The organism is Myroides profundi (assembly GCF_000833025.1).
Classification (GTDB): domain Bacteria; phylum Bacteroidota; class Bacteroidia; order Flavobacteriales; family Flavobacteriaceae; genus Flavobacterium; species Flavobacterium profundi_A.
Genome location: NZ_CP010817.1, coordinates 2472403 through 2495966, shown reverse-complemented (window position 1 = coordinate 2495966; position 23564 = coordinate 2472403). Strand labels below are relative to the sequence as shown.

The 23564-nt window shown below is 33.4% G+C and carries 20 protein-coding genes; 16 read left to right on the top strand and 4 right to left on the bottom strand.

Going from position 1 to position 23564, the window contains the following annotated elements; genetic code table 11:
• Window positions 1–266 precede the first annotated feature (266 nt).
• The 3 genes from MPR_RS10910 to MPR_RS10900 all read left to right on the top strand — a co-directional run bounded on the left by MPR_RS10910 (window position 267) and on the right by MPR_RS10900 (window position 4934).
• On the top strand, window positions 267–1151 hold the full coding sequence (locus tag MPR_RS10910) for a hypothetical protein (protein WP_041892547.1): 885 nt from the start codon (window positions 267–269) through the stop codon (window positions 1149–1151).
• A 731-nt stretch (window positions 1152–1882) separates the two neighbouring features.
• Window positions 1883–3934 carry a sensor histidine kinase gene (locus tag MPR_RS10905; protein WP_041892545.1) on the top strand — a complete coding sequence of 684 codons (2052 nt, stop codon included), beginning with the start codon at window positions 1883–1885 and terminating at the stop codon, window positions 3932–3934.
• A 10-nt stretch (window positions 3935–3944) separates the two neighbouring features.
• Entirely contained in the window at window positions 3945–4934 is a 990-nt protein-coding gene (locus tag MPR_RS10900; RefSeq protein WP_041892543.1) for a hypothetical protein, read from the top strand.
• Between the two features lie 251 nt (window positions 4935–5185).
• On the opposite strand, the gene MPR_RS10895 is transcribed toward MPR_RS10900, so the two are convergent.
• From MPR_RS10895 to MPR_RS10885, 3 genes are read right to left on the bottom strand one after another with little or no spacing between them, the layout of a single operon-like run.
• The gene (locus MPR_RS10895) at window positions 5186–5377 is read right to left on the bottom strand and encodes a cold-shock protein (RefSeq protein WP_006258143.1); all 192 of its coding nucleotides are present in this window, start codon (window positions 5375–5377) and stop codon (window positions 5186–5188) included.
• Between the two features lie 12 nt (window positions 5378–5389).
• Window positions 5390–5818, bottom strand: a complete 429-nt coding sequence (locus MPR_RS10890; protein ID WP_006258141.1) for a cold-shock protein — start codon at window positions 5816–5818, stop codon at window positions 5390–5392.
• Window positions 5819–5842: 24 nt separating this feature from the next.
• A complete protein-coding gene (locus tag MPR_RS10885) occupies window positions 5843–6955 on the bottom strand; it encodes a DEAD/DEAH box helicase (RefSeq protein WP_041892538.1) in 1113 nt (370 codons plus the stop codon).
• Between the two features lie 501 nt (window positions 6956–7456).
• Here MPR_RS10885 and MPR_RS10880 point away from each other — a divergent pair.
• The 5 genes from MPR_RS10880 (at window position 7457) to rfbB (ending at window position 14470) form a co-directional block, all read left to right on the top strand.
• Window positions 7457–8476, top strand: coding sequence for a hypothetical protein (locus MPR_RS10880; RefSeq protein WP_041892535.1), 1020 nt, complete (start codon window positions 7457–7459; stop codon window positions 8474–8476).
• Window positions 8477–8889: 413 nt separating this feature from the next.
• Complete coding sequence (locus MPR_RS10875) at window positions 8890–10287, top strand: UDP-glucose 6-dehydrogenase (protein ID WP_041892532.1); 1398 nt, start codon at window positions 8890–8892, stop codon at window positions 10285–10287.
• 171 nt (window positions 10288–10458) lie between these two features.
• Entirely contained in the window at window positions 10459–11580 is a 1122-nt protein-coding gene (gene wecB, locus MPR_RS10870) for a non-hydrolyzing UDP-N-acetylglucosamine 2-epimerase (protein ID WP_041892529.1), read from the top strand.
• 617 nt (window positions 11581–12197) lie between these two features.
• Window positions 12198–13406, top strand: coding sequence for a UDP-N-acetyl-D-mannosamine dehydrogenase (gene wecC, locus MPR_RS10865; RefSeq protein WP_041892527.1), 1209 nt, complete (start codon window positions 12198–12200; stop codon window positions 13404–13406).
• 14 nt (window positions 13407–13420) lie between these two features.
• Window positions 13421–14470, top strand: a complete 1050-nt coding sequence (gene rfbB / locus MPR_RS10860) for a dTDP-glucose 4,6-dehydratase (protein WP_041892525.1) — start codon at window positions 13421–13423, stop codon at window positions 14468–14470.
• A 60-nt stretch (window positions 14471–14530) separates the two neighbouring features.
• On the opposite strand, the gene rfbA is transcribed toward rfbB, so the two are convergent.
• Window positions 14531–15388 (bottom strand): glucose-1-phosphate thymidylyltransferase RfbA, encoded by an 858-nt coding sequence (rfbA, locus tag MPR_RS10855; protein WP_041892523.1) that lies wholly within the window; start codon window positions 15386–15388, stop codon window positions 14531–14533.
• 680 nt (window positions 15389–16068) lie between these two features.
• On the opposite strand from rfbA, the gene MPR_RS18995 reads away from it, so the two are divergent.
• The 8 genes from MPR_RS18995 to MPR_RS10815 all read left to right on the top strand — a co-directional run bounded on the left by MPR_RS18995 (window position 16069) and on the right by MPR_RS10815 (window position 23555).
• A complete protein-coding gene (locus tag MPR_RS18995; protein WP_262491923.1) occupies window positions 16069–16200 on the top strand; it encodes a hypothetical protein in 132 nt (43 codons plus the stop codon).
• A gap of 48 nt (window positions 16201–16248) precedes the next feature.
• The gene (locus MPR_RS18815; protein WP_235280438.1) at window positions 16249–17331 is read left to right on the top strand and encodes a hypothetical protein; all 1083 of its coding nucleotides are present in this window, start codon (window positions 16249–16251) and stop codon (window positions 17329–17331) included.
• A 495-nt stretch (window positions 17332–17826) separates the two neighbouring features.
• Window positions 17827–18090, top strand: coding sequence for a hypothetical protein (locus MPR_RS10840; protein ID WP_041892518.1), 264 nt, complete (start codon window positions 17827–17829; stop codon window positions 18088–18090).
• Between the two features lie 94 nt (window positions 18091–18184).
• Window positions 18185–20179 (top strand): sensor histidine kinase, encoded by a 1995-nt coding sequence (locus MPR_RS10835; RefSeq protein WP_235280437.1) that lies wholly within the window; start codon window positions 18185–18187, stop codon window positions 20177–20179.
• A gap of 90 nt (window positions 20180–20269) precedes the next feature.
• Window positions 20270–20899 carry a response regulator gene (locus tag MPR_RS10830; RefSeq protein ID WP_041892512.1) on the top strand — a complete coding sequence of 210 codons (630 nt, stop codon included), beginning with the start codon at window positions 20270–20272 and terminating at the stop codon, window positions 20897–20899.
• A gap of 249 nt (window positions 20900–21148) precedes the next feature.
• Complete coding sequence (locus MPR_RS10825; RefSeq protein ID WP_041892510.1) at window positions 21149–21970, top strand: M12 family metallopeptidase; 822 nt, start codon at window positions 21149–21151, stop codon at window positions 21968–21970.
• 75 nt (window positions 21971–22045) lie between these two features.
• Window positions 22046–22951 carry a hypothetical protein gene (locus MPR_RS10820; protein ID WP_235280436.1) on the top strand — a complete coding sequence of 302 codons (906 nt, stop codon included), beginning with the start codon at window positions 22046–22048 and terminating at the stop codon, window positions 22949–22951.
• Window positions 22952–23246: 295 nt separating this feature from the next.
• Window positions 23247–23555: a DUF4134 domain-containing protein gene (locus MPR_RS10815; RefSeq protein WP_025124855.1), complete on the top strand. Its 309-nt coding sequence runs from the start codon at window positions 23247–23249 to the stop codon at window positions 23553–23555.
• Window positions 23556–23564 lie beyond the last annotated feature (9 nt).

The window sequence follows — 23564 nt, the reverse complement described above, 5'->3', positions numbered from 1 at the left end:
AGGATAGACTCTGTTAAAAGATAGAAATAAATATTCGAGTAGAATTAAAATAAGTAGAGTAGGTAAAAAAAATAATCGTATTTTTTGATAATTATCATGTTTAAATGTTATTTATTGAATAAAATGTTTTAGTTTTGTTAATATATTAGTCGTCTTTGTTCTGTCTTTTTACCTGTGAATAGATAGAGAATATGGTAGTAAGGGTGAGTAAATCAAAAAAAAGACGACATAAAACAATTTGTTAATTTTATTGTTTTATTATCAATATGAATAAAAATTTACAAAAATATATAACTTTAGATCAGTCATACTTCTTCGATATAGATGAAGTGTACTGTGGGGCAGAAATTATAGTTCAACGTTTAATTAACTATGATCTCTACCAAAGACTTCATTCAGAAGAGTGTAAAAACTATACTCAACAGGAACTTTGTGACTATTACGAAAAAGCAATCCAAACAGAACAAATAGTTTTAGATAAAGGAGGGTATATTATTGATAATAGTTTTTTTCATGGAGAGTTCTGTGTAGGAGAATTTGGTTTGCTAGATGGAGAATGTGAACTTAAAAGTAAGGCAAATGGAAGTGTTTTCGATTTAACTTTTGTAAAAGGTGTAGCTGTCGAAGGTTCTGTAAAAGAAGAAGATGTAGTTACCTCTAGATTTTCTTTAGAAGATAGAATCTTTACTGTAGAAGGATTTGAGTTAGGTAAATTAGTGAGTAAACAAGTCATCCATTTTGATTTAGAATTAGATTATAACACTGTTTTTTATAGTTATTATGATGATGAATCTTTAGAGAGTATAGAGGACAATATTAATCAATCTCATAAAGTTTATTATCGAAATGGAAATATACAGAAGATAAAAGACATCTTAAATGAGCGTACACAGTTTTTTAATAATAAAGGGGTGTTAACAGAAGAGTTCTTTATAGATAAAGGGTATAGATGTTCTTTAACTTATCAAGATGGTGTATTGACAGATAAGACTTGTATCGGAGAAGAGGATGAATACTTTTATTTTTACAAAGAAGGTAAACTTGACTTCTATGAAGTATTAGACAAGGCTACAGATACTACTAGTGTGTATAAGAGTAGTGGAGAATTAGTCCAACAAGATAGCTTAATACAGTTAGGGTTTACATCATAATAAGCATGTGTTTGATGTTTTAAGCCTAAATAAATAGTGAAAAGGGAATCCTGTTACATAAAAAAGAGCTTTAGTCTTTGGGTTAAAGCTCTTTTTTGTTTTTAAAACATTCGTTATAAGTGTTTTATATAAGTGATGTTTTTTTGAAAAAAAAATGCGCTTAATTGCTTGTATTTACTGGAAAAGTAGTAATATTGCACTGTTATCAAAATCTGTTATTTGATGACTCGCTCCCTAGTCAGGCTTCCAATTCTGATTAGGGAGCATTTTTTTGGTATATACCCTATCTTGATTTTTGCAAATTATAATATAAGTGTCTGTTAATGAGTTTTCTATTGGTTTATTAGCTGTTTTATATCAATTTTTATAAAAAATAGTATTAAAAATATTGCATATTTACTCAAAAGGTAGTAATATTGCACCGTTATCAAAATCTGTTATTTGATGACTCGCTCCCTAGTCAGGCTTCCAATTCTGATTAGGGAGTATTTTTATATATATACTTCATTGTAAATATTCTTGTTTCCTCAGGTTTATCACATTTTCTAAAAATAGAACCTACTCAGTTAGGTAGGCTTGGATTGTGCTAGATCGCAACTATCTAATAATTAGTGTTATAATATGATGTCTGTAATTGGTGAATTTTATAAAAAATAAGTTCGCATTACGTAAACAATGGTAAAATTTCAAATTTCATTGTTTACATTTGTGATGTATTTATACAAACTGATATGAAAAAACTTCGCCAAATTAATTTTCTATTTGTTGTATTTGCATTGTTATTAGTGAATTGTAATCGGTCTAAAATTGTGAGTAAGACTGATTATGATCAACTATATGCAGTATGGTATGACAACGATTATAAAGATAGCTTAGCACAGGTGCTTAAACCAGCAGTAGATAGGGCACTTAGCTTAAAGAATACTGCTGATAATAGAATTATCATAGATAGTGTGTTAAGTGAGCTTAGATGGACGCGTGATTCTATTTCATTTTTAAAACTGACTAGAAAGGCTATTCGTTTTGCAGAAGCCAAATCGGATGAGTATATGCTTGCTAATATCTATAATGACATTGGAATGTACTATCACGACTTAGGTATTATGGATAGTACTTATTACTATTATATCAAAGCAGAGAATGTCTATAAAGAATTAGGTGATTCGATGAAAATAGGTGAAATGGAGTTCTATCAGGCTCGATTGCTATTCGAAAAAGGATTGGTTATGGAAAGCGAGGTTAAGGTAGCTAATGCTTTGCGTGTTCTAGAGAGATATCCTCTTAACCCAATACCTTTTGAAGCGAATCAGATGATGGCATTGTGTTTGCTTGAACGTCAAGATTTTGCATCGGCTAAGAGTTATTTGCTTACAGCATTGGCCTTGATGAAAAAGGAGTTTAATAAGAATAAAATACTAGATCGTCGTAAACTGTCAGAAGCTTTAATGATGTTGTATTATAATCTTTCTGAATTGGCTTATTTTAGAAAAGATTATAAGGAGGCATATGATTATGCAGCAGCAGGATTGGTTTATAAGTGGGCAGAAACAACTCCAATTATATTAGATTTTTTAGAGGCTAATATGGCTAAATCTGATTTGATGCTTGCGGTAACACACAACAAGGAAATCGGAGCTAAAGAAAGAAGTTTTATAACCAAGATAGAGGATACCTACGCTCGCTCATTAGAAATTAGTAATTATTTTGCTGCAAATGAGCAGGCTATGAGTGCAGCAGGATTGTATATTGCTATTCGCGATAGTGTTAAAGCCTTTGAATGGGCAGAAAAATCTTATCAACTTTCAAAGGATAGAGACATTAAGGTTGCTCAGCGTACAGCATTAGAGTTTTTGCTATCACATCAAGAATACGAGAACAAAAATCAAGTAAAGCAAATTATTGAGCTTAATAAGGCTTTAGAAGAACAAGATTATACAACTCGTAATCGTTTCGCTAGAATAGCGTATGAAACAGAGAAGGTGGTAACCGAAAATAATGAACTTAGAAATGCGGTTTTGTTGGTTGTAGTGACTAGTCTAATTATTATTTTAGGACTTTCTGCTGGAGTATTTATTTATAGACTGAGAAATAAAAATAGAGAATTAAACTTCATAACAGAACAAAAAGAAGCGAATGAAAGTATTTATCAATTGATCTTAGAGAAAAGTACAATCGCCACTGAAGTGAAGCAATCAGTTACAAATAGAATTGCTAAAGATCTTCACGATGGAATAGTTAATAATATTTTTACAATTCGTTTTAATCTTCAACAGTTACAAACAGAAAATGAAAGTCTAAAGAATACTTTGATTACTGAATTAGAATATTTAGAGAAATCAACCAGAGGACTGTCACACTCGTTGATAAATAATGAATTGTTTGGCGAAACTAAATTTATAAGTTTGATTGAAGATCTAGCATCACTTCAAAAAAATAAATGGGATACTATATTTAATTTAGAATGTAGTGATTCTGACTATTTAGAAGAGTTAACCGCTATGGAGAAAGTCCATACTTATTTTATTATTAGAGAGGCTATTCACAATGTTAATAAATATTCAAAAGCTTCACTTTGTACCATAAGCTTTGTAGGGGATAAAGAAGGAATAACTGTTCGAATAAAGGATAATGGAATCGGTTTTGATATGAAGGTTCCTAGAGGAGGAATAGGTATTCAGAATATGAAAGAAAGAGCATTAACATTAGCCTCAGAACTCCATGTGTTTTCTAAAATAAACTTAGGTACAGAAGTAATTTTTAAAGTAAAACAATCTAAAACATAAATAGGTCACCATGATAGTAGAACCTCAATTAATAAAGTATTTTCCCGAGTATGATCAAGTATTTCAAGGAGATCTGTCACAGTACAGCAAACATTTTTTACCGATTTGTTCTATTAATTTAAAATGTATATACCCAGATCAAGATCAATGGTTACACTTTGTATCTGTAAAAGAGATTTACGATGGATGTGTAGGACAAGAAACCAAGGAGTATCATTCAGAGTATTGTAAGGAAGATATGATAGGTTTTGATGTGATAGGAGATAAGTACTGTTTTACAGGGGATTGGAATTATTTTGTTTACGAAAAGATGATTCAAGAGGGGACTATTCCTCAAAATCAAGAAATGGTAGTAAAATACAGAGCCAATAGAGTTAATATTCAGACAGTAGAGGATTTAGATACTTGGTTAGTACAATTTGAATTAACCACATCTCCTGATTTTAGAAATAAGCTAAAGAGTAAACACACATTTTTTATAACACCAGACTCAGATCAAGGACTTGTAGAAAATCTTCTAGATCGTTTTGAAAAGGAAGCTAGCGAATCTGATTATGATAGTGTAATAGGAGCGTATAAGCTAAATACGAAGACTTATGAGCTTGCTAAAGCGTATTATCACAAGCATGGTAAGATATATCCGATGACAATAGGCAACTACTCGACTAAAATCGAAACGATGGAAAGTCTAGAAAAAGGAGTAGAAGATAACCTAGAGTACATTCAATATCCTGAGATAGCAGGTATCCTAGACGATATCCAATTTCAGAGTAAAGAAGATAAAGATTGTTTAGAGGAATGTGAAATTAGCTTTGAAGAAGCAATGCAATTTGAAGACTCTACAAATCTTACAAATCTACCTTATGACGCAGAAGGGAATATCTTTACTTATATAGGGCGTTTTACGGGATATCTTTTCCAGCAGTATGGAGCAGATAGTGTATACCTGTTTTATAATAAAGAATTAAAAAAAGCAGTTATTTGCTTAGAATACACGTAGACGCTTTACTTCATTAAGAATTAAAAATTAGGAATTACGTTTGTCTACGGCATCAGTTTGCGCGGATTTGCAATCCGTGCAGAGTATGTAGAAGCGTATCGTATATGTCCAACAACCTATACCAGTTCCCGCGGATTTGTAATCCGTGCGATGTATAAATAAAAAAGGCTAAACAGAATATTTTGTTTAGCCTTTTTTTAGTTTATCTAATAAGTAGGAACATTAAAATATTCGTACCTATTAAAAAAGAATTAAGCTCTTCTTACGTTAACAGCGTTTAATCCTTTTTTACCTTTTTCAACTTCATAAACTACTGCATCGTTCTCACGAACTCTCTCGTTTAAACCAGTTGTGTGTACGAAAATGTCTTGTCCTCCATCGTTTGGAGTAATGAAACCGAAACCTTTAGTTTCGTTGAAGAATTTTACTGTTCCTTCTTGCATAATATTAAGTATTTAAATTTTATTTACTTCAACGGCACTTAGGCCTCTTGGAGTTCTTTCTTTTTTGAAGGTAACTTTATCACCTTGCTGTAATGGCTGATTAGACTGACTACTGTGTACAAAGATGTTTTCTTTTGAATCATCTTCAGTTATAAACCCGAAACCTTTACTGCTAAAATAAGTCACTACTCCAGTGCATTCAGTATCTGGAGCAGAAGCTGCCGCTAAGCGCTCTTCAAGTTCCCTTTTAGCTGCTTCGATGTCTTGCTCTTCTGGCGGAACGTCTGTTAGATTACCATTGTAGTCTACATAAACCAACATATCTTCAAGATCTTTACCCTTGTTGTTGTTTACTTTACGATCCTCTCTCTTTAATGCTTTCTCTTGTCTTTTCTGTGCTTTCTTTTTATTTTTCTCTTTTTTCGAAAAAGAATCAGCCATATTTATTGCGTTTTTAAGTTAATATTAAATTTCTTGTTTTACCTGCATTTTGATCCCTGTAAATCGCTGAATATCCTTCAACTCTTTTCGTTGTTCAGGTGTGCAAAAACACATGGCAACCCCTTGTACTCCAGCTCGTCCAGTACGACCGATACGATGAACGTAAGTCTCTGGTTTGTCTGGTATATCATAGTTGATCACAAAGGGAAGTTTGCTTATATCTATTCCTCTTGCAGCAATATCTGTTGCAATAAGGATATTGATTTTCTTATTTTTAAAATCATCTAATGCTTTAACACGAGCACTTTGAGATTTATTCCCATGGATAGCCATCGCCACCATATTGACCTTTTGAAGGTATTTTACCAGGTTATTAGCCTCGTATTTCGTTCTTGTAAATACAAGAGTAGACTCCGTATTCTCCTTTAAGATAGTGTGTAATAACGCTTTCTTATCTTTCTTCTCTGTATAGTACACTTGCTGTTCGATAGTTGTTGCTGTGATTACTTGTGCAGCTACTTCTATTTTTACAGGTTTGTAGACGATTGTTCTAGCGAATTGCTCTATTTCTTTAGGCATTGTAGCTGAGAAGAACAGAGATTGTCTTTTAGTAGGAACAAATTTAAGAATTTTTTTAAGATCGTGTATGAATCCCATATCAAGCATCTGATCAGCCTCATCTAGTACTAATATCTCAAGATTAGAAAGCTTTACTATTTTTTGATTGATTAGATCCAATAGTCGACCAGGAGTAGCCACGATAATTTCGGGATGTTGTTTTAACGCTCTTACTTGAGGTGGAAGAGGTACACCACCGAATAAAGTTACTGTTTTAAGAGGAAGCTCAGTACTATAGTCTAAAAAACTATCTTTTACCTGTATTGCTAATTCTCTTGTAGGAACTAAAATTAAGGCTCTTATACCTTTTGTAGATTTAGGAGTAGAGTGCAGTTTTTGTAAAATAGGAATAGCAAAAGCAGCAGTTTTACCTGTACCTGTTTGAGCAGTACCGATTACATCCGTTCCTTCCAGAATAGGAGGGATTGCTTTTTGCTGTATTTCAGTAGCTGTAGAATAACCTATTTTAGTTAATGCTGTTTGTATCTCTTGTGTTAATGCTAAATCTTTAAAGTTCATTTATTATTGCCTGTACTTATTCTTTTATCTTTATATGCTTTAAAACTATTGGGTCTTAAAGTCTTTTTGGTATTATCTATCCTAGTGAATTTGTTTTCTATTATGCATCAGAAACTCATATTTCGTAGGTAAGTGGTCTTTTGTTTTTGCAATAAAGCTTCTAAGAGCATAAGCAGGGAAACATCTTTTACTTTCTATTAAAATTGTAAAAGAATCAAGAGTTAAATAAAGTAAAGACCAAGGAAGTAAAATTAAACGAGGTTTTTTAAAACTATTTAATTTTAGAATAACTAAGGCAGAAATCTATTAACTAATAATACAGGTACAAAGGTATAACTAATAATCGAATAATGAAGTATTTATTTCGAATTAGAGAAATAACAATTCAAATAAGATGTTAGTTTAAGAAAGAAAATGCACTTTTTAGCAAAAAGTCGTTAGCAATATTGAGGAAGAATAGTAAATTTGGAAGAACATATAGAATCAGTAGAAATCACTTGAATGAAAACAAAATCTTGGTTAACAATAGTACAGCAGCATAACGACTTAGTAAGACGTTGGATTATTTGTTGTTGTGTATTGATGAGCTCTCTGGTATGGGGGCAGCAAGTGGATGAGGATCAGGTGAGTGTAGTGAAACTTTGGCGTGACCTCAATGGAGAGAATAGCCTATATATAAAAGTAGGAGCGACCTGTAATAACTATGATAGCAAGGGGATTTTTGCTAAAAATGGATACGAATCTATTATCTCTATAGAGCTGATTAACGAAGAGAATAAAGTAAGTGTAAACTATGGAGAACGCCTTCCAGATAACCAAATGCTGATGTTTTATGACGAGGGAATTTGGTTTGAAGAACACGACGATATTCAGGCAGTTTTTATTCCTGTTTTTTACTGTAGACCCTATTTTGGTAGTCAAATGCCCCTTACTTATATCGTTCTTTACAACGGAAAACGCTATATGTACCACTTCGATTACTATTGCCAATCGGATATATTAGGAACCTGTTCACTTCCTTATAGCAAAAGTAAGGTACAAAAAAGAGTATCAGATTTACCCAAAGAACTAGCCAAAAAGTTTGCAAACTATTTGACTAAAGTATACACGCAGAGAGAAGACCTATTCCCGAATCACCTTATCTTTAGAACAGAGAAATACAGTAATACTTACAGGCCGTATGATCTAGCTACAGCTTATCACGCATCATATCCTTATGTGTTATTAGATAAGGTCAACGGGTATCTTGAAGAGAAGAAATATTCTTTAGCAACAACGTATCTAAGCGAATTTGAATATATCTATGTAAGAGAAGAACTTACTGTAAATGTAGCAGGCTTTTACGTTCAAGATAGAACCATTAGCCAAAAAGCAACAAATTACCGCGCTAGAGTACATACAGAAAGAGAAAAACTATTAGAGGAAGCTAAGTTCTTAACCCGTAGAAATCAATACCAAGAAGCCTACCTAATCTATAAAGTGATATTAGAAGAAGAAAACGAGTGGGGAATTACGAATTAGAAATTACGAATTACGATGATTGCCCGTTCGCCCGGATTTATAATCCATGCGGTTATTATACGCCCGACAAAGCATATTCGTTTGACAGAAGAGGCAATACCTTGCATCATATCCATACCACACATAAAATTTATAAATAAAAAATACCTATTGTCAATAGCAGGTAAATAACTAACTTTACCCTATAGTATATTCTTTTTAAAAGAAGAATACCATAGACAAGATCAAACCCAGATTATACAATAGACATATAAACGAAAAGTAATGATACCCGATAGGCCTACATTAGTGTTTTTAGCATACCATAATATGGTTGTAGTACTAATGAAAGAGAGAAGAAGTAGAATTACCTTGTAATATTTGGCTAATGTGTAATTAAATGATAAAGTATTAATTTACTTTCTTTAGCATATATGAAAAACATACAAAAGATTTGTTGCGTAGGGGCAGGATACGTAGGAGGGCCTACCATGGCAGTTATAGCACAAAAAAATCCACGTATCAAGATTACAGTAGTTGATTTAAATGAAGCACGTATCAAAGCGTGGAATGATGAAGATTTGAGCAAATTACCTATTTATGAACCAGGTTTAGATGCAGTAGTAGCAGAAGCTCGTGGACGAAATCTGTTTTTTGATACCAATGTAGAGAAAGCTATTGATGAAGCTGACATGATTTTTATCTCTGTGAATACCCCAACCAAAACCTATGGTAAAGGAAAGGGAATGGCAGCTGATTTAAAGTATATTGAATTATGTGCAAGACAAATTGCTCAAGTAGCCAAGACAGACAAAATAGTTGTAGAAAAGTCTACACTTCCTGTACGCACAGCACAAGCAATTAAACGAATCCTTGATCAAACAGGTAATGGAGTAGAGTTTGAAATACTCTCTAATCCTGAATTTTTAGCAGAAGGTACAGCTATCCAAGACTTGATGAACCCTGATCGCGTATTGATCGGTGGAGCAGAAACCCCGAGAGGAAGAGAAGCTATCGAAGCGTTAGCGTCTATTTATGAAGCATGGGTACCTCAAGAGCGTATTCTACGTACTAATGTATGGTCATCAGAGCTTTCTAAATTGACTGCCAATGCCTTCTTAGCACAACGTGTGTCTTCTATCAATGCGATTTCAGAACTATGTGAAGTATCAGGAGCAGATGTAGCCGAAGTGTCTAGAGCCATTGGTACAGATAGCCGTATTGGCAATAAATTCTTAAAAGCTTCTGTAGGTTTTGGAGGATCGTGTTTTCAAAAAGATATCCTAAACTTAGTGTATATCGCTAAGTCTTATGGGCTAGAGGCAGTAGCAGACTATTGGGAGCAAGTAATCATTATGAATGACCACCAGAAACGTCGTTTTGCAGAGAATATCGTGACAACTTTGTTTAATACAGTTAACGATAAGAAAATAGCTTTCTTAGGTTGGGCATTCAAGAAGGATACTAATGATACTAGAGAATCAGCTGCTATCTATGTAGCCAATGAGTTAATTGAAGAAGAAGCACAAATCCACGTATACGATCCTAAAGTAATAGAACAACAGATGTTATCTGATTTAGATTACTTAGCCACTCGCGAATTAGAAACAAATAAAAAACATCTGATAGTACACGCAGAACCCTATGCAGCCCTAGAAGGAGCACATGGTATCGCAGTATTGACAGAATGGGATGAGTTCAAGACGTACGATTGGCAACGCATTTATGATAATATGCAAAAACCAGCTTTTATATTCGATGGACGTAATATATTAGACCGTCAAACGTTAGAAGATATAGGGTTTGAAGTATACACAATTGGAAGAGGGTAATAAACTTTAACACCTAATTTAAGCAGTAAAGATGCAAGGATATAAAAAAGAAGGGTTTATATTTTAGATGTAGGTGAAGTTTACCAAGATACAATTCAAGAGAAATACTATCGAATTGAAGATAATAACTGTTTTTAAAAGATTGAAAAACAGAAATTAACACACTTAACTATGAAAAAGAATTTGATTGTATTTGGCACAAGACCAGAAGCTATCAAAATGGCACCTTTAGTAAAGGAATTCCAAAAACACGCTGATAAATTTGATACTCGTGTATGTGTAACTGCACAACATAGAGAGATGTTGGATCAAGTTTTAGAGTTTTTTGATATCGTACCAGAGTACGATTTGAATTTGATGAAACCTAATCAAAATTTATATTCTTTAACAGGAGATATTATCACTGGATTAAAACCTGTTTTAGAGAAGTTTAAACCTGATTACGTTTATGTTCATGGAGATACTACTACAACGATGTCAGCGAGTATTGCGGCTTTCTATAGTGGAGCAGAAGTGTGTCATGTAGAGGCAGGACTCAGAACACATAATAAACGAGCACCTTTCCCTGAGGAAATAAATCGTCAGATTACAGGACGTGTAACAGATTATCACTTCGCACCAACCATAGCATCTCAAGAAAATTTATTAAGAGAAAATATCAAAATCAAAGATATTTTAGTTACTGGTAATACAGTTATTGATGCTTTATTAGAAAGTGTAGAGCGTGTAGAAGATTTAGAAAATGAAGAAATTACACAATTAAAACAGATTGTAGATTCGTCTAAGAAATTAATACTTGTTACAGGACATAGAAGAGAGAATCATGGAGATGGATTTATTCGTATCTGTGAAGCACTAAAAGAAATAGCCTTAACACATGCTGATGTACAAATCATTTACCCTGTACATTTAAATCCAAATGTAAAAGGTCCAGTTTACGAAATCCTATCAGGAATAGAAAATATTCAATTAATAGATCCATTAGCTTACCCTTCATTTGTATGGTTGATGAATAAGAGTTATATGATTGTTACAGATAGTGGAGGAGTACAAGAAGAAGCACCTAGTTTAGGAAAACCAGTTTTAGTCATGCGAGATACAACAGAACGTCCTGAAGCCGTAGCAGCAGGAACAGTAATCCTAGTAGGTACGGATAAAGAGAAGATTGTAAGAGAGGCGAATAGCCTATTGACAGATACAGCTCGTTATGCAAAGATGTCAGCCTTACACAATCCTTACGGAGATGGAAAAGCATGTGCACGTATTGTTGATTTTATCAGTCAATTACAGTAGAGACGCAATTTTTTGCGTGTCACCGTGCATGAGGATAATAACATCAAATCCGCGTCAACGACTAGGGGGATGCCATTCGGTATACATGCCCTATATACAAGGTAGAGACGCAATATTTTGCGTGTCAGAGTTAATGTTTTACAGAATATGGCATAGGTTACAAAACACACCAGCATTAGTAGAGACGTAATATCTTACGTCTAATAAAAGGAATACAGCAGAAACGCAATATTTTGCGTGTCAGAGTTAATGAATTACAGCACATGCATGGCACAGTTTACAAACCATCCCAGAATCAGTAGAGACGCATTATTATGCGTGTCACAGGGAATAGGAAACGGAAAATAGGAAATAGGGAAGTCAGGAAAATACACGTCACGGATTAAAAATCCGCACCATCAGCGTAACGATTTAAACTGTGTGAGAATCACTCAAAGTCGGGAGACTTTGCGTAGCGGGGCAAATCCATCACATAAGGTAGAGACGTAATATCTTACGTCTAATAAAAGGAATACAGTAGAGACGCAATATATTGCGTCTAATAGAAAAGAAATATAGAGATAAGATAATGTTTTGTGATATAAACGAAATCACAAAACAACAAAATAACATAATGAATGAATACACAAGTAGTAACAATAGGATTAGGATACATAGGACTACCAACATCAGCTTTAATTGCACAAAATAAAATAGGTGTACATGGAGTAGATATTTCCCAACATGTGGTAGATACCATTAATGCAGGAAAGATTCATATTGTAGAACCAGATTTAGATAAGGCAGTAGCTGAAGCTGTACAAGCAGGATATCTAAAAGCAGCAACTACTCCTATTGTAGCCAATACATATTTAATTGTTGTACCAACGCCATTTAAAGGAAATCACGAACCAGATATTTCGTATGTAAAGGCAGCAACTACAGCTATACTTCCATTGTTAAAAGAAGGAGATTTATATATTATCGAATCTACTTCTCCTGTAGGTACGACAGAAAAGATGATGGAATATATCTTTACAGAGCGCCCAGAGCTTGAAGGTAAGATTTATTTAGCCTATTGTCCAGAGCGTGTATTGCCAGGAAATGTAATGTATGAGTTAGTACATAATGATCGTGTAATTGGAGGAGTGAATGAAGTATCTACAGAAAAGGCAGTAGCATTTTACAGTCAATTTGTAAAAGGAACTTTGCACAGAACGAATGCGCGTACAGCAGAGATGTGTAAACTGACAGAGAACTCTTCTAGAGATGTGCAGATTGCCTTTGCTAATGAATTGTCATTAATCTGTGATAAAGCAGGGATTAATGTTTGGGAATTAATTGAATTAGCAAATAAGCACCCACGTGTAAATATCTTACAACCAGGATGTGGAGTAGGAGGACATTGTATTGCAGTGGATCCATATTTCATTGTTTCAGAATTTCCTATGGAGTCTAGAATCATTGCTCATGCTAGAGAAGTTAATAACTATAAATCTTTTTGGTGCGCAGAGAAAGTAAAATCAGCGCGATTAGAGTTTGAGTTAAAACAGGGACGCCAACCTGCTATTGCAGTAATGGGACTAGCTTTTAAACCGAATATTGACGATTTACGTGAATCTCCAGCTATTTATATCACTGAACGTATCTTACAAGATTCTGGAGACGCAGATATGTATATTGTAGAGCCAAATGTACAAGACCATAAAGTGTTTAAATTAACGAACTATAAAGAAGCGGTAGAAAAAGCAGATATCATTGTATTTTTAGTAGCACATAATGAGTTTAAAGCATTAGAAATACCACAAGGTAAAGTAGTTTTAGATTTTTGTGGAATTAAAAAATAAAAAAAACAAGGAGCATGAATAAAATACTTATTACGGGAGGCGCAGGGTTTATAGGATCACATGTAGTAAGGCTTTTCGTACAGAAATATCCAGACTATCAGATTTATAACCTAGATGCACTTACGTATGCAGGGAATCTAGAGAATTTAAGAGATATAGAAGCTGCTCCTAACTACCATTTTATAAGAGAAGACATAACCAATCAAGAAGCGATAGAACAGCTTTTTAAAAAGGAGCGATTTAATGCGGTGATTCACCTAGCAGCAGAGTCTCATGTAGACCGATCTATTACAGACCCGCTTGCTTTTGTACGCACAAATGTCTTAGGCACAGTCAATTTATTACAAGCATTTAAATCCTTATGGCAAGGCGATTGGGAAGGGAAGCGCTTTTACCATATTAGTACAGACGAAGTCTATGGCGCACTAGGCGAAGTAGGGTTATTTACCGAAGCAACGCCTTATGATCCTAATTCACCTTATTCAGCTTCTAAGGCAAGTTCAGATCACTTTGTTCGTGCTTATGGGGAGACCTATGGAATGCCTTATGTTGTAAGTAATTGTTCTAATAACTATGGGCCTAATCACTTCCCAGAGAAGTTAATCCCACTTTGTATTCACAATATCATCAATAAAAAATCCTTGCCTATTTATGGGGATGGGAAGTACACTCGCGATTGGCTATATGTCTTAGATCACGCCAGAGCCATAGATGATGTATTCCATAAAGGGAATAATGCAGAGACCTATAATATAGGAGGCTTTAATGAATGGCAAAATATAGACTTGGTCAAAGAGCTGTGTAAGCAGATGGATGTAGTTTTAGCTCGAGAAGTAGGGGAGAGTGAGCGATTAATCACTTTTGTAACAGATAGACCAGGACATGATCTAAGGTATGCGATTGATGCAACGAAGATTAATAAAGAGCTCGGATGGAGCCCATCTGTAACCTTCCCAGAAGGATTAGCTAAGACCATTGATTGGTATATGAATAATCAAGAGTGGTTAGAGCATGTAACCAGTGGAGTATATCAAGAGTACTATCATCAACAGTATAAAAAGTAAGTAAAAAAGGCCTTGTACTATCTAGCAGTACAAGGCCTTTTTACTTGGTTTAATATATTGTTATTCTATTGTCATTAGATATTCTCCATACCCACTTTTGCACAGTGGTTTAGCGATATGGTGTAATTGTTCTTTTGTGATATACCCCATGCGATAAGCGACCTCTTCGATGGCCCCGATTTTCAGTCCTTGGCGCTCTTCGATGACTTGAACGAATTGACCTGCTTTCATCAGAGAAGCAAAAGTACCTGTGTCTAACCAAGCCGTTCCTCTGTCTAATATTCCTACCTTTAATTTGCCTTGTCTCAAATACTCTTTATTGATATCTGTGATCTCATATTCTCCTCTTTTAGAAGGTTGAATAGTCTTGGCAATATTCACTACATCATTGTCATAAAAGTATAATCCAGGCACCACAAAGTTAGATTTGGGTTCTAGAGGTTTCTCTTCTATAGAGAGTACATTTTTATGTTGATCAAACTCCACCACACCATAGCGTTGAGGATCAGTTACAGAATAGGCAAATATAGTTGGTTCTGCTCTTTCTACGCACGATTGTAATAGTTTAGACATTCCACTGCCGTAGAAGATATTATCCCCTAAGATCAGCGCTACGTGATCATCACCTATAAATTCCTCTCCAATAATAAAAGCCTGTGCTAATCCATTGGGTTCTTCCTGTATCGCATAAGTAAAAGAACAACCGATTTGGCTACCATCTCCTAATAGTTTTTGGAAGTTAGGCAGGTCAGTAGGAGTAGAGATAATCAGAATTTCGTTGATTCCCGCTAGCATTAACGTGGATAAAGGGTAGTAAATCATAGGCTTGTCATAGACAGGCATCAGTTGTTTACTGACAGCTAATGTAAGAGGGTGTAATCGTGTTCCCGATCCCCCAGCGAGAATAATTCCTTTCATCTTAAAATAATAAAGGGATAAAGTTAATGATTTTTTAAACCCAGAATACGCGATAGACCTATTAACGAGAGTAAATTATACAAAACAGCTCTGAATTTATGAAAAAAGCATACTATAGTATGGTTTTAGAAGGAATGAAAGAGAGATGAAGTAGAATTGCTTTGCAGTATTTGGCTAATGCTTAATCTAGGTTAAAGAAAGCGGTGTGAATTTGATATCTACTTCATGTGAAATCTAGCGTCATTTTAGCTCTTAAAAAGCATATAATAAATCACGTATATAGGCTAAAATAAGGTGTAATGACAAAAAATTACAGTATGAGTAAGATAAAGTATTGTTATATGTGTAAAATAGATTTTTATTGTTCTAAAATTAACAAATAAATTAGAATTAGTGTTTTTTAATCTCTAAAAGGTTAGGTGGTTTTAAAGGTGTTAAATGTTGTTTTTTAGTGGTTTACGGTATAGTTGTTATTGGTTTTTAAAGAAAATAAACCTGTATAAATCGTAAATTTAATAGAGGGTAAAGGAAAACCCTCTTTAATATAAAACATTATGAAAGCAAAACTTGTACTACTAACTCTCTTCTCATTAGTAGTATTAGGGTGCTCTCCAAAAGATGGAGGCATTGGAGAAAAAGAAGTGACTATCACTTTTATCAATAAAGAAAAGTAAGTATTGATGAATGATAGTTTTGACTTAATGAATGAACTGAAAATTGAGAATGCAACTAAAGAACAAGTTGTATGGCTCAGTGAAAACCCAAGTGTTGTTCGCTTAAATGGAAGCATAGGTAAAGCGCTTTCAGAATGAGAAACCAAAATTACAGCCAAAGTAAAGAATACTAACGTTCAGGCGAGTATGAAGATTCGTGTACAAGAACAGATCTTACAATTTAAACAAAAAGAATTATCTTTAGTTACGAATAAGACTTTCAATCTAAGTGATCTACTAGAAATTAAAAATATTGAGTTAGATCAACTAAAATGGACTGTAGAAAATCCCAATATTTTAACTATAAATAAAGGACAGATTACTACTTCTAGCGAAGGGCGATCTAAAGTGACTGTAGAGTTTGGAAAGGCTAAAGCCGTTATCACAGTTATCGTTGAAAAGAATGAACTCCAAGACATTATTTTTGATGGGGATATTATTGAGATTACAGGGATGCAACAGAATAAAATCCCTTACCGCACCCTACCAGAAGGAGCCAGTACAGCTGGAGTCAGATGGGAGATTTCTCCAGGGGCCATTAGTTTATTTGATAACGAAACACTCTACTCTGATAGATTGGCTAGTAGTACACTAACCGTTATATTGCCTAATGGCAAAAGAAAATCAATAGAAGTAAGAGTGGCCTCTAAAGGGATTCTTGAAATTAAAGCACCTTATGGTACCAGTATAAAAATTGTCGAAGAACAAGAAGAACAATTTTATCTAGTTCTACTCCCTTTAGGTGAAACTTTTGAGGATTTTGAAGTGACTATGGATAATCCAATTATCAAAGTAGATCTTGAAGGATATATCAAAACATTTTTTGGACAAACAGGCGTAACAAATGTAACGCTTAGAAGTAGACAGAATCCACATGTATCGATCACGATGAGAGTAGAAGTGGTCAGTTTTATAAATGATGTTTTGGTCAGCTCACACATCTTTGACGAGATTATAACTGATGGAACCCATACAGGCGAATTACAGTATCAGCTGTTTAGCCCTAGGAGAGAAGGTATTTCTATACAAGACTTTGTTCTTTATGACGGATATAATCGAGTGATCTTTAGAGACTCTAAGACCTATGCACTAGAACAGATTTATACTATTAAGTTAAACAAAGTCTATAAACCATACGCCGAGTTTACCTTAATGTATAAAGGCTTAGCTATCAGATGTAGAAAAGAAGTCAACGTAGTAACTGGAATACCAATACCAAAGGCTTTTTAATTAGTTCTTTTTAATAAGCTCTTGATATAAAATACGACGACAATATGGTTAGGCTGTATTGTAGTTTTTTTATTCTATTGTTCCTTACTTTGGTATACATATCAAGGATTTTAGGTTTCATTCCGTGTAATATATAATGCATTTACACAACAGAAGGGCAATCGTATATGGCTACACAATACATTGCGTCTATCACATCAACGGTGTGAAATTTTAACATTTTGTAAGTTTAAACTACAACAGTGAGTTTAATTATTGTTATAAGTTTATAAATGAAATTTAGATCTATTTATTTTATGATATAAAACTTATAATAAGTGATTTAGATTTCTATCTATTGTAATTATTATAATTAGATTAGCCACTCAGATAAGATAAATAAAAATCTATTTAGAGTGAAAATGTTTAATATCCTAAAGGAATAATTATTCTTAATTAATAACCAGGACTAATTATGAGGGGGGTCTTATAGTTAGTTATTAAAATCGATACAGTATGAAAAAAATCTATTTTATGATGGGGCTAATAACTCTTTCAACAATGGTAGTATCTTGTTCAAATGATGATAATTTACAACAAGATATAGAAGTAAAGCAAAGAGAGAAACAAGCAGAGGCACAAGGAGTACTTACAATAAAAAATGAAACAGAAATTGAAACGAAAAGCTTCTCTACCGAAGAGATGAATGATCGTGGTGATTTTGATTTAGATAAAGATAAAACAAAGAGAGAAGAAAAAGAAAAAGGAAAAGGAAAATAATAAGTGTGTACCTTTTTTAAGGTTATAGATTTTGCAGTGTAATAAAGCGATTCAAAATGAATCGCTTTATTGTTTTGATTATAAAGCAATCGTTATGCGTTTTAGTTTATTATTATTTTTATTTTGTTTTTTATCTTGTAATGGGGTAACAGAGAAAAAAACGAAAGAAACAAACTATTTTGAAGGTTATGCTGAGGCTATTGATAAAGAAGTTTATCTAGATAGTATTGCTACTTTGATAATAAAAAGCCCTAATGACTCTTTAACTCGAGAAGCACTTTTAAGATTAGCTAATCGCTATGAGTGGATAAAGCGGGATAAAAAGGTTAAAAAAAATCTAGAAAAACTGTACTCTTACTCAAAACAACAGGGAGATACAGCACATATAGCCAAGACCTATTGGTATTTAGGAGACTATTACGATAGAAGACAGATTTTAGATAGTGCTTATTTTTACTATCTTAAAGCTGAGAAACTTTATGCCTTGCAAAAGGATAGTATTAATTGGGCTAAAATGCTTTCTTATAAAGCTGGTGTTTTACACGATACAGGGGTTTATACAGAGAGTGAGACTACGATAGCCCAAGTTCTACAAGTGTTATCCAAACAAAAAAATACTAGACTTATCTATGAGGCCAACTTCCAAATGGCGTCAGTACTGAAAGAGCTGAAAGAGTATAGAGGTGCTTTAGAGTATTATGTAAAAATACCAGAATTGCTAAATAGATTAGAAGAAGAAGGATATGACAAATTTAATTTACAACGCTCTTGGCTATCCTATTATAATAATATAGGAGGGTATTATCAAGAAGTAGGTAATTTAGAAGAAGCCAAAACTTACTTTCAGACTGCACTTAGAAATCAGTATGTAGATAGTTTTCCCAGATTAAAGGCAATGGTTTTAAATAACTACGGTTATAATCAGATGCTTCTTTGTGATGATCCTCGAGTGATACAATCCACACTTGAATCTGCTTTAGATATTCGGACGCAGATTAACCATAAACAAGGTATTGTCGCTAGTAAAATACGAATAGCAGAATTAAATCTTTTAAAGAAAGATACCTTAACGGCTTTAGTTTTAATGAAGGAAGCTTATACTATGGCTGCAGAAGATAAGAATCTTTATGAATTGACAGAAAGTCTAAAATTTTTATCCGAATATAATGTTCAGGATAAAGAACTCTATACCACTCTTTATCTCAGAACCCAAGATAGCATAAGAACTCTTGAGCGTCAAACCAGAAATAAATTTGCTCGTATCGAATATGAAACAGGAGAAATAGAAAAGAGAAATGATCTTCTAAAGCAAAGAAATGCATATTTAGGAGGAGTTATTTTACTTGTAGTTATACTGTCTATTGTGTTTTTTATTGTGCTTAGTTTGCGAATGAAAAATAAAAAACTTTTGTATCAGCAAAAAGATCAACAAGCTATACACCAGATTCAAGCTTTGCTTTTGCAGCAACAAAGCATAACCTATAAGGCAAAAAATAAACAAAGAAAACAAATAGCCAAAGACCTACATGATTCTATTATTAATAGGGTATTTACTGTGCGTATTAACCTTGGGCAACTGTCAACTGATCAAACGGAAGAGAAAGAAAAGTTAATAGATCAATTAACGCAAATTGAAGCACAGACCAGAGCATTATCTCATGATATGCACAAGACCTTATTTAACCAAGAACAAGATTTTAGTTTAGTACTTGAGAATTTAATATTAAGCCAGAAGAATCAATTCGAAACTGTTTTTGAGTGTTCTATTGATAGACTTATTAATTGGGAAGTGTATACATTGTACCAAAAAGCACAGTTATACCTTATTGTACAAGTATTGCTTCAAAATGTAAATAAACATGCCCAAGCTACTAAGTGTTTAGTGATTATTCTTTTAAGTGAGCACCATATTATTGTTAAAATCCACGATAATGGTATTGGTATCGATACTAAGAAAATAGATAAAGGATTGGGTTTTAAAAATATAAAACATCGATTAGAAGCTCTACAAGGAAAAATGACAATATCTACTATTAGTCAGATGACAACGATTAGTTTAGAAATACCCTACTTTCAAAAGAATATATAAGGATGATTTTGTTGTGTTTTTTATAAATATAATATTGTGTAATTCTTTTTTAATAGTAAATTGCATTGTGTTTTTTATAAAAATAAATATATGACTATATTACTTGCCGATGATCATTTCATGACTTTAGAAGGATATATTTCTATTTTAAACGATGAATCTAATACTTACATTAAAGCCCAAAACTGTGAAGAACTTTATAGTCAGATACTTTGTTTAGATCAGCTTGACGTAGCTATTATAGATTATGATATGCCTATATATAAGGAGCGAAATATATCGTCAGGTTTAGATTGTACCTCCATGATTAAAGAGCGTTTTCCTTATTGTAATATTATTTTAATAACTGCACATGAGGAAGCCTTTATTCTTTATGGTATTTACCGTAATAAAACGATAGATGCACTGATTGTAAAATCAGATTTTTCTGCCAAGACTTTACAGGATTTGATTCTTAACAATAAGGGATCAGAACCTTTCTATAGCCCTATTGCTAAGGAGTCTATAAAAAAAGTAATTGCTAAGAATACACTTCTAGATCCTAAGAACAGAGAGATTTTAATGTATTTATCTCATGGGTATAAAATTACTCAACTAGAGAGTTTTGTCTTTTTAAGTGTAAGCGCTATACAAAAGCGGATAAGTAAAATGCTACATGAGTTTAATGTAACAGATTATCAGGAATTAATTCAAATCATAAAACAGAACCAGTTGCTCTAGTATATTGAAATAAGATCATTTAGTATGTATTACTTGTTATTATGGTTAAATAGTAAGGTTAATTTGTTATTATAGTTATTGTTTTGTTTTAAAAAGTATATTTGTGTATATAGCTGTTGAAAATACTTGTTTTTTTAACACTTGGTGTAGTTTGGCTTCCTATATAGTTAATTATCTTGTTGTCAGTTTTTTATATTGAATTAGTGTTGTTAAATTTATGTTATTATAAACCAAAATAATATTGATAATATGAAATTACACCACAAGATCCTTTTAGGATCATTCATCTCAGTAGCTTTGGTATCATGTAACACAAATGACAATGATACACCAGCAAATGATAGTAGTAAGGGGTTAAAAGAATTAAGAGCAGTGCCTAAAGCAGATATTGTTTCAGGATTTGAAGGTGCGAAAGTCTGTAAGGATGTTTATCCAAAAGGAACTGATCCAAGAGGGGCTGTTGTCAGAAGTACAAAGTGGCCTAATGGAAGTGTTATTACTGTAGGGTTATATGGAGGAACTCCTTATGTTCGCAGTAAGGTTAAGCAATACGCTCAAGAATGGTCTAACTATGCCAATATCACTTTTAATTTTGTAGAAAGCGGCACTCCTCAGATTAGAGTTACTTTTACTCAAGGAGCTGGATCATATTCTTATTTAGGAACACAAGCCCTTAGTATTCCTTCTAATGAAGAAACGATGAACTTTGGTTGGTTTGATGATTCAACTAGCGATGCAGAGTTCAGCAGAACAGTTATCCATGAGTTTGGTCATGCGCTAGGAATGATACACGAGCACCAACATCCTTTAACGAATATTCCATGGGATAAAAATAAAGTGTATGCTTATTACGCTGGTTATCCGAACTATTGGAGTAAAAAAGATGTGGATAACAATCTTTTTGCAACTTATTCAACTACGCAAACTCAGTATAGCGCTTATGATACACAGTCAATTATGCATTATAGCATAAGCAGTGCTCTTACAACAAATGGATTTAGCGTAGGAAATAACTCTGTTTTATCAGCAACAGATAAACAGTTTATTGCAACAGTTTATCCAAGAAACTAAATTATATACATTAGGTTAGTTTTAATAACAGTCTACCTTGCCCTAGTGTGAGGTAGACTTTATCTATAGATGGCTATGCGTAAAAATTATCTTCTATTGTGTCTTATTCTTTTGTCAACCTATTTGTCTGGTCAAGTCAAAAGCCCTCCTTCTTATATTATTCCCTATCTGCACTGGAATCAAGAAAAACTAAATTGGAATATAGCAGGCAATGAGTTTGGACAGTATCCTAATGTACTCTCAGAACTAGAGTGGGAGAATTTATATGGGCCAGAGATTGGGGTAGAAGCAGCCCTAACGTTATGGTCTAAGTTTCAAGTAAAGTTAGACTTAAGTTATAAAACCACCTTAAGTGGAAGAGTTACTGATACAGATTACGCAGGCGACAATAGGCTGATAACAACCTCAGAACTTAATCTTCAAAGTGATAAAGGTCATCATATCAAAACAAGATTAGAATTCTCCTATCTTGCTTGGTCTAATGATCTCTGGTCTATAAGCCCTCATATAGGCTATTGGGCAAGCTATCAGAAGCTGTATATGTTAGATGGAGATACTCCACTTATCCCTCAAAAGAAGCTTAACAGTAAATACAGCCCTCAATTACAGGGGATAACATTAGGTGTAGAGACGTACTTTAGACATCATAAATGGGAAACTTCTTTAGACCTTACAGGGATCTATCTACCTTATTACACTGCTAAAGCAACTTGGAACCTTAGAGAGGAACTAAGACAACCTCTTAGTTTTAAACATAAATCTAAGGGAGTAGGATATAATAGTACACTGCGAATCGGATATCAACTCGCAAGACATATCCAACCTTTTGTATCGGCTAGTTATACGCACATAAAAATAAAGAAAGGAACAGACGAACTTTTTAAAGCCAATGGAACAACTCATACTGCCCAATTAAATGAAGTTCATTCAAGCGGTTTAAGTTTAGGGATAGGAGTGAAGATATTTTTAGGGTCCTTATAAAAAATAATTATTTTCTTAAAATCAAGAACATCAGGTATTTGATAAAAATATAAGACAACAATTTTATTTAGAGTTTTATTACATAAATAATTTAAAGGCTATTAAATATACCACAAAAGAGGATTATATCCTCTTTTTCTATTTTTATCAATCCATAGTAAAACTTTTAAAAGGCTATTTAAAGTCAATTGAAGACTGAGCATACCAAGTTTTATTAATACATAGTTTTCCTGGGACATTTGAGCTAAGATATTAAGCAAACAGCTTAATAAATAACTTATAAATGTCAAATTTTATGAAAACAAAAACATTTCAAAAATTAGTAGTGTTAGGTCTAACACTACTTTTATCAAGCAATCTTTTTGCCCAAGGAAATGGAATAGCAGGTATCACAGAAGCTACCCAGATGGTCACCTCTTATTTTGATCCAGCCACTAAACTTATCTACGCTATTGGAGCTGTGGTTGGTCTTATTGGAGGGGTAAAGGTGTATAACAAATTCTCAAGTGGTGATCCCGATACAAGCAAAACAGCTGCAAGCTGGTTTGGGGCTTGTATCTTCTTAATTGTAGCGGCTACAATTCTAAGATCATTTTTCCTTTAAACAATGCGC

Coding starts and splice junctions, on each gene's coding strand:
- MPR_RS10910 (WP_041892547.1), top strand. CDS start 267: ATGAATAAAAATTTACAAAAATATATAACTTTAGATCAGTCATACTTC.
- MPR_RS10905 (WP_041892545.1), top strand. CDS start 1,883: ATGAAAAAACTTCGCCAAATTAATTTTCTATTTGTTGTATTTGCATTG.
- MPR_RS10900 (WP_041892543.1), top strand. CDS start 3,945: ATGATAGTAGAACCTCAATTAATAAAGTATTTTCCCGAGTATGATCAA.
- MPR_RS10895 (WP_006258143.1), bottom strand. CDS start 5,377: ATGCAAGAAGGAACAGTAAAATTCTTCAACGAAACTAAAGGTTTCGGT.
- MPR_RS10890 (WP_006258141.1), bottom strand. CDS start 5,818: ATGGCTGATTCTTTTTCGAAAAAAGAGAAAAATAAAAAGAAAGCACAG.
- MPR_RS10885 (WP_041892538.1), bottom strand. CDS start 6,955: ATGAACTTTAAAGATTTAGCATTAACACAAGAGATACAAACAGCATTA.
- MPR_RS10880 (WP_041892535.1), top strand. CDS start 7,457: ATGAAAACAAAATCTTGGTTAACAATAGTACAGCAGCATAACGACTTA.
- MPR_RS10875 (WP_041892532.1), top strand. CDS start 8,890: ATGAAAAACATACAAAAGATTTGTTGCGTAGGGGCAGGATACGTAGGA.
- wecB (WP_041892529.1), top strand. CDS start 10,459: ATGAAAAAGAATTTGATTGTATTTGGCACAAGACCAGAAGCTATCAAA.
- wecC (WP_041892527.1), top strand. CDS start 12,198: ATGAATACACAAGTAGTAACAATAGGATTAGGATACATAGGACTACCA.
- rfbB (WP_041892525.1), top strand. CDS start 13,421: ATGAATAAAATACTTATTACGGGAGGCGCAGGGTTTATAGGATCACAT.
- rfbA (WP_041892523.1), bottom strand. CDS start 15,388: ATGAAAGGAATTATTCTCGCTGGGGGATCGGGAACACGATTACACCCT.
- MPR_RS18995 (WP_262491923.1), top strand. CDS start 16,069: ATGAATGATAGTTTTGACTTAATGAATGAACTGAAAATTGAGAATGCA.
- MPR_RS18815 (WP_235280438.1), top strand. CDS start 16,249: ATGAAGATTCGTGTACAAGAACAGATCTTACAATTTAAACAAAAAGAA.
- MPR_RS10840 (WP_041892518.1), top strand. CDS start 17,827: ATGAAAAAAATCTATTTTATGATGGGGCTAATAACTCTTTCAACAATG.
- MPR_RS10835 (WP_235280437.1), top strand. CDS start 18,185: ATGCGTTTTAGTTTATTATTATTTTTATTTTGTTTTTTATCTTGTAAT.
- MPR_RS10830 (WP_041892512.1), top strand. CDS start 20,270: ATGACTATATTACTTGCCGATGATCATTTCATGACTTTAGAAGGATAT.
- MPR_RS10825 (WP_041892510.1), top strand. CDS start 21,149: ATGAAATTACACCACAAGATCCTTTTAGGATCATTCATCTCAGTAGCT.
- MPR_RS10820 (WP_235280436.1), top strand. CDS start 22,046: ATGCGTAAAAATTATCTTCTATTGTGTCTTATTCTTTTGTCAACCTAT.
- MPR_RS10815 (WP_025124855.1), top strand. CDS start 23,247: ATGAAAACAAAAACATTTCAAAAATTAGTAGTGTTAGGTCTAACACTA.